This is a genomic window from Xenorhabdus littoralis (assembly GCF_033949345.1).
GTDB lineage: Bacteria > Pseudomonadota > Gammaproteobacteria > Enterobacterales > Enterobacteriaceae > Xenorhabdus > Xenorhabdus littoralis.
The window spans coordinates 1-6857 of the sequence record NZ_VCDP01000098.1; the positions used below are offsets into that span (position 1 = coordinate 1).

At 42.0% G+C, this 6857-nt stretch carries 6 protein-coding genes; all 6 read left to right on the top strand.

All coding sequences use genetic code 11. The features are described from left to right. Positions 1-1142 (top strand): type VI secretion system tip protein TssI/VgrG (tssI, locus tag FE394_RS17225; RefSeq protein ID WP_319927580.1); only part of this gene is annotated, 1142 nt, incomplete at its 5' end. Between the two features lie 23 nt (positions 1143-1165). Beyond that, positions 1166-1942: a DUF4123 domain-containing protein gene (locus tag FE394_RS17230; protein WP_319927581.1), complete on the top strand. Its 777-nt coding sequence runs from the start codon at positions 1166-1168 to the stop codon at positions 1940-1942. A 15-nt stretch (positions 1943-1957) separates the two neighbouring features. After that, positions 1958-3898, top strand: coding sequence for a lipase family protein (locus tag FE394_RS17235; RefSeq protein WP_319927582.1), 1941 nt, complete (start codon positions 1958-1960; stop codon positions 3896-3898). After that, positions 3882-4664, top strand: coding sequence for a hypothetical protein (locus FE394_RS17240; RefSeq protein ID WP_319927583.1), 783 nt, complete (start codon positions 3882-3884; stop codon positions 4662-4664). Before FE394_RS17235 ends, FE394_RS17240 begins: the two co-directional genes overlap by 17 nt. Positions 4665-4774: 110 nt before the next feature. Next, on the top strand, positions 4775-6127 hold the full coding sequence (locus FE394_RS17245) for a glycoside hydrolase family 19 protein (protein ID WP_319927584.1): 1353 nt from the start codon (positions 4775-4777) through the stop codon (positions 6125-6127). Beyond that, positions 6060-6557 (top strand): hypothetical protein, encoded by a 498-nt coding sequence (locus FE394_RS17250; RefSeq protein WP_319927585.1) that lies wholly within the window; start codon positions 6060-6062, stop codon positions 6555-6557. The genes FE394_RS17245 and FE394_RS17250 overlap by 68 nt, the downstream gene beginning before the upstream one ends. Positions 6558-6857: the final 300 nt, after the last annotated feature.

Genomic DNA, 6857 nt, shown 5'->3' on the forward strand with positions numbered 1-6857 from the left:
AACTGATGCCGGGCAAAATTCTCGAGATAAAAAATCATCCGCACAAACTGTTGAATGCCCGCTGGCAGGTAATTGGTATCAGTCATCACGGGCGCTGCCCGCAGGCACTGGGTCATGGTGGGGGCGAAGGTACGGCGCTAAGCAATCACTTTAGTTTTATTGATGGCCTTGCCGACTGGCGTCCGCCTTTCCACTACAAACCGCTGGCCGATGGCGATGAAACAGCCATGGTCGTCGGGCCGGAAGGGGAAGAAATCTTTGTCAATAAAGAGGGCGCGATTAAAGTCCATTTTCACTGGAACCGCTATGACCCGCCTGATGATGGCGCTTCCTGCTGGGTGCGCGTCGCACAGGGTTGGAACGGTAACGGCTTTGGCTTTATGGCGATCCCGCGTATCGGTCAGGAAGTGATTATCTCCTATCTCAATGGTGATATTGACCGTCCAATCGTCACCGGCTGTGTCTACAACGGCCTGAACCGCCCGCCACTGGATTTACCTGCCCAAAAAACCCGCACGACTTTCAAGACTAAAACCCATAAAGGCAAGGGTTTTAACGAACTGCGGTTTGAGGATGCGAAAGACAGCGAAGAAATCTATTTCCACGGTCAGAAAGATTTTACCGCCCATATCGAAAACGATGCCCTCTGGCATATCAAACACGACCAGAAACAGCGCATAGACAATAACCGTTACCACGACATCCGCGCCGATGACCATCATCAGGTCGCCGGTTCCCGCAAAATCACCACCGAAGGCGATGTTTCTCATCGGATTGCAGGCAGTCAGCATATTCAGACCGGCGATGCGACCGTGATTGACAGTGGACAGGAAATCCACCTGAAAAGCGGCGGCAAAGTGGTGCTGGAAGCGGCTTCGGAAATCACCCTGAAAGTGGGTGGAAGTTTTCTGAAAGTCACGCCGGGCGGGATTTTGTCTTCACCGATTAATGTCGGGCAGGGTTCAGGTGGCAGTGGTCGCGGGATTTCACTGCAATTACCGGAGGGAGTAGCGCCGTTCTCACAAGTGGGACAACTCCCGATGGCGGAAGCGCTTTCGGCCATTGAATTTCCGGTGCAACCGGCTTGTGCTGTACTGGCACAACAGGATGCCAGTTTAGTCATTAAACCTGTTAAAGAGTAAACACAATGGAAAGAGTTACCACGATGGAAAGCACCGGATCCGCAATAAGCTGGCAAGCCTGGCTGAATGGACCCAATAAAGCTCCCGTATTCTTTATTATCAATTCACTGGCTAAACCGGATCCTGTAGAACCATTTTACCACCATGACTGGGTTGAGCAGGCATTTCCGCTGTATAGCGGCACTCCAATGCGCAATATGTTGAAGCAGAGTCCGTGGTTGGTGCAACCGAAGGCGAATCAACTCACTCAGATAGGGGCAGTGCTGGATCGCCATGAACTCAGTGACAACAGTTGGGGTTGGGCTTATCGCAGCCATGCACCGTGGCAGGAACAGCTTAAACACTGGCAGCAGCGACAATGGGTAATGATGAATGGTGAGCCGGTACTATTCCGCATGATGGATGCACGGATATTGGGCGCACTGGTTCCAGCCTTCACGCCCAGCGACTGGTCACTGATGTTGTCGCCTGTCACAGAACTGATGATAGACAGGCCGCAACCGATGCAGTTTTGCCGTCCCGAAACGTGTAGCGAAGGTAACAGTGAAATCCCGTTTACGCTGGGCGAACACCTGCTGGCTGTCTGGCTACGTTCTCCCTATGGTCTGCAAGCCTTAAGTAGTTCCCTCTACAATGATTTATGGGAAAACCACGGTGTAATGGCGAAGAAATTGGATCAGCCAGAAGGCAGTTTAGAACCCCGGATTGAGCAGTGGTTGAGACAAAAGCTGGAAGCCGAACAACATATTGAAAATATGTCCGGTCAGGATTATCTATTGGCTATGGAACAAGGAAAATAACAGGAGCACCTATTTATGAGTAATACTAATTCAGTTTATTGTCATGATTGTCAGGACATATTAAAGAACAAAATAGAAATTCAGCTTGTTGATGAACACAATAAACCCATCTCTAATATGCCCTATATTTTAAAAAATAGAAAAGTTGAGCGTAAGGGGATGACGGATGGAAACGGAATGATCCGAGAAGAAAAATTGCTTGCTTCTCCTTTACGTTTATTTCTCAGTGGGCAAAAACTTGCAGATGAGATGGAGACACGACCATTACGATCATTGCGTGGTGAGTCTAATTCAACAGTAAAGCCAGATGCCGAATCCAAAGGTTGTTTTTATCGTTATGCTGTCATTGGTGAGTTGTGTGACAGAGCCCCTGATATTGCAGAGTGGGAACAAGCTAAATTTGGGCTACCTTACTACCATTTTCCGAAAGAAGATGAATTTAGAGGATTAGAGTTTTACGGTGAGGATTTTAATCAACGTCATGTGATTGAGGTATGTCCGTTTAGAGCATGGTCTTTAATCCTAAAACATACACCAAACTACGATATAGTGAATACGTATAACCTAGGACTCATGTCACTATTGGTGTATAAGGATGAAGTGATGGTTGACCCAGATTCTCCTGATATTGATATGAGGGAATTTATTAATACTCCCGATACGACCACTTCTTTTTTCTACCAGCAATGCTTTGACTTATCAAAAACCCCTGTTATCAATGATGCTTTCATTTATCCCGCGATTGTAAACGATGTACCATTTAAAGAACGTTATCGACCGGCAATATTCTTGGATGTTCAACAAGTGGAAACTCCTAAAACGTTTGAGCATGATACTCAAATGTTTTTTGTTGAAAATGAAACGCAAATTATTGCGGCATGGAGGGGGACGGCAAGCTTGAGAAATGCGCTTACGGACGGGACTTATCGCCCCATTCCATGCCCAGAGAATATTCTTCCCGGTGGAAAAGCCAAGGTTCATAAGGGCTTTTTAGAAGCTTATCAGTGTATGGAAAAATATTTTGAAAAAAGAACTGAAAATATAAAAGATAAATCACGCTCTAAAATTAAAAAGTTATATATCTGTGGGCATAGTTTGGGGGGTGCACTCGCTTTATTACATGCCACAGAGCTAAGAGGTAATAACCCGCTCCTTTATACTTATGGAATGCCTCGGGTTTTCACGGGAAGTGGAGTCAAAGCCTTAACATCACTGAATCATTTCCGACATGTCAATGATGCCGATACCGTAACGAGCGTGCCATTTGACACCAATATGGATAACTGGTTATTTGAAGTTTATGGGTCACTCGGAACCATTTTTGGCTTTGGCTGGACTTTGGCAACATTACCCACCATTCCAATACAAAAATATCTCCCTGAGATTGGTGAAGTCTATTATCACCAAGGAAATACCGTGAGTTTCTTTCAGGCGAGGCAAATTGGTCACGAAAAGCTGCGTAGTCATACAGGGGATACACTCGGTAGCAAAAGCTGGCGCATGAATGGCACTTATAAGTTTTATTTAGTTCCGAGCATAGCTAATTCGTTAGATAAAGGATTAGAGAAAGAACAACAGGAATATGTGGACTCATTAAAGGGAGATAAGTCTGTTATCGATGAAATTTTCCCACAATGGAATAATCCTGATTTAGATACGATTATGACGATGGCAACAGACCACTTTATGGGCAGTAAATATCAAGCCATTATAAATAATCAATTGCTCAGTTTATTAGAACCAACGAAAACGCCTAAGCGAATAGCGTCAAGAGGGGCATTTGATAAAATAATACATCATAAAGATGCCTATCAACTGAATGCTAAACGTAATACCACTTTTATGGCACTCGAAAATAAACTGCACGATGTTTTTAAACAAGATGTTAACCAAGATGAATTATTGAAACACGCTCTTGAGCGGTATAAGGAAGACACCCATGAAATTTCTCTATAATAAAAGCGTATTACCCTCCCTACTTGCTGTGTTTTTCATACAAGGATGCGCGCAAAGCGGATCATTCTCTCCACCGATTAATGGAGAGCATGTTTATTTTATGGCAACGATTCCTGATGAGTTGGATGCCTTACCCATTTCAGCCATGTATCGTTCTAAAATTTGTCGCAAAGAACGCCGAACCGCGAATATGAAGTCGTATTCTGTTCCGGGTTTTCATCTTGCCACCTACCCGCTATCCATCGGTCAGTCAAATCAAGTTGAGGTCAATATCCCTAAGGAGGGAGGGGGAAAATGTGATTGGAAACTGAGTAATATTAAGTTCGAAGTGAAGCTGAGAGATACGTCAAAAATTGCTCCTTTTATTGAAAAAAACTTTGGATTTGATACGACATTTGTTATTGATGGTAATGCACCACAAGTATTCGATGGTGGATATATAAAAAAAACAGGTGATTTAAATGAAGAAATTACGTTATTTCCTTTACTACGAGAGAGGTTCTTAGGGGGGCACAGTCAATCATTTTATTTGGTGGGAAAATATGATGTTATGACCTATAAAATGGTTGATGGTAGAAAAATCCATCTTAATGTCTTATATGAAAAAAATTTTTTAAGTCATTGGAATGGAGGGAAAAATAAGGATGCAGATACATCAATGACTTATCCTGACGGAACAATAATATACAATGGTGATGTAAGTCCAGATTTTGATAAATTAATGCGTATTCTTGAATTAAGAAATAGCAAAAAGATTAAGATGTAGTAATTCAGACTTAATCTGACAGTCGCCCACTTTGATTTAGGGCCTGTCAGATTAAATTCGGTTGAGCTGCGTATTACCATGAAAAACGCCGGGGTAATCCTCTGGTTGGAATGCCTTATAAATTGAAAAGCCGACTGAATCCAAGTATTGAGCGGACGGGTACGACGGATGGAAAGGGTTTATTACGCGAAGAAGACCTTCCACCAATGCCGGTCATCTTATCCATACCAGCACAACCACTGGCGGATGAAATTGTCAAACGAACACCTCGTCAGCAAACCGGCGAAGCCAATTCCCATGTTAAGCCAGCGGCTATATTGGACGGGCATGAATACCAATACATCACATTGGGTATGCTTAGTGATGGATATCCTACAATTAACGGGTGGCAAGCGGAGGAATTACAGGATTCAGAACATTTCAGTGGTTCGACCTTACAGGGACTGTCAACCCATCAACTCAAGCGACGGCATGTGCTGGAAATACCGGTAATTCAAGGACGTGCATGTGATAGAGACATTACGCTAGCTGAACTACAAGAGATATTGCCCAATGCACCACAAACAAGACTTCAAAACAATTTAGAAGCATTTAATCAGGGTTTTAATAGATTTGGTATTACTACATGTCGAGGCAAAGCCCATTTTTTAGCGCAGGTATGCCATGAAAGTGGAGGATTACAATATACGAAAGAAATTGGAGGGGAAAGAAAGAATTATAACCCTTGGTATGGTCGAGGCTTAATACAATTGACATTTGAAGGAAACTATACAGCGTATGGTAATTATATTGGTGAAGATGTAACTTCTTCTGCTGAAAATAGGAATAAATTATTGTCTCCACCACATAGTGTGTTATCTGCATTTTGGTTTTATAAGATATACAAAAACGTATTTGACTCGGCTGAAAATGATGACTTTAATAAAGTTACTGCTCTTATCAATGGGGGATTCAATGGTTATAATGATAGATTAGACTATCTAAAAACAGCAATTAGGATATTAAAGGCTGAGCATCTTAATCAATTGTTAGAAAATGAAAGATTCGAGTTTATTAGCAGTTCTATCTATAATTATAAAATTTATTCTTTCGCATGGGGACTTTGGCATGATCCTAATATAACAACACGTCGAGGAACGACGAAAGACAGAGATGAAGCTTTGAGAGGTTATGAAAGAGTACAGACATTAATCACTGAAAATCCTTTTAGAACTGAGGCTCAGTTAAATAGAAGAATGTATAGAATAAGAAATCGTGATGTATCTAATTATATAAACGAGAGAATCGCTGCCTTGAGAGCCGAAGGAGGTGAAGCGGGAAGAGAAGGTGAAGCAAGAAGAGGAGGCGAAGCAGGAAGAGATGGCGGAGCAAGAAGAGGAGGTGAAGCAGGAAGAGATGGCGGAGCAAGAAGAGGAGGTGAAGCAGGAAGAGATGGTGGAGAAAGAAGAGGAAGAGGAAATTAAAATGTATAAAAATATTATTTTTTTGATGTTGGTTATATTATCTACTAATGCTTATGCCTCTGAATGGTCTATTGATATTGGTTGTTTTACTTCCAATGGTAAAAAACCAATAAATATAAAGTTAGTTGATATGTATTCAAAAAAAGATAATGCCAGAATTGGCTATGTTAAGTATGAAAATTCCCATATAGCTATACCGATTTTTTTGGTTAAGGAGGATTCTGAAATATTAGCTGAGGATAGACCATATCAGTATACAACTGTATGGAATGAAATAGTTAAAGGGGAGTTTAATGGGGCGTATACGGTTATTTCGCAGGGAGCAAGATACTATGGTTTCACCTATATAAATAAAAAAGGGAAACAAGTGAGTTTTGAGGAAAATATGAATGCTTATGACACAGAAATAAAAGACTGTATTTGGAAATAACACATGAAGAATCGCCAGAGGTTTTTCTATTTTTCGAGGGCTGTGATAATTAAAAACTAAGGAAAAACTTATCATCGTAGATGAAATGAGCACTGCCAGTGACGAAAAACTAATTGCCAACCAGAAAGGTTTTCTTGTCATGGAATGATAAGTATTTTCTCCTGTTTAGCGTTCGACTGACGCGCTGCGCTTGTCTTCTCCGTGTTACCGGGCTAATACATTAACCCGGCAACACGGAGATCAGAAAAAACACCAACCAGAAAAGAGGTTAACTCCTCACCTGTTCCTCATTTTTCTCCT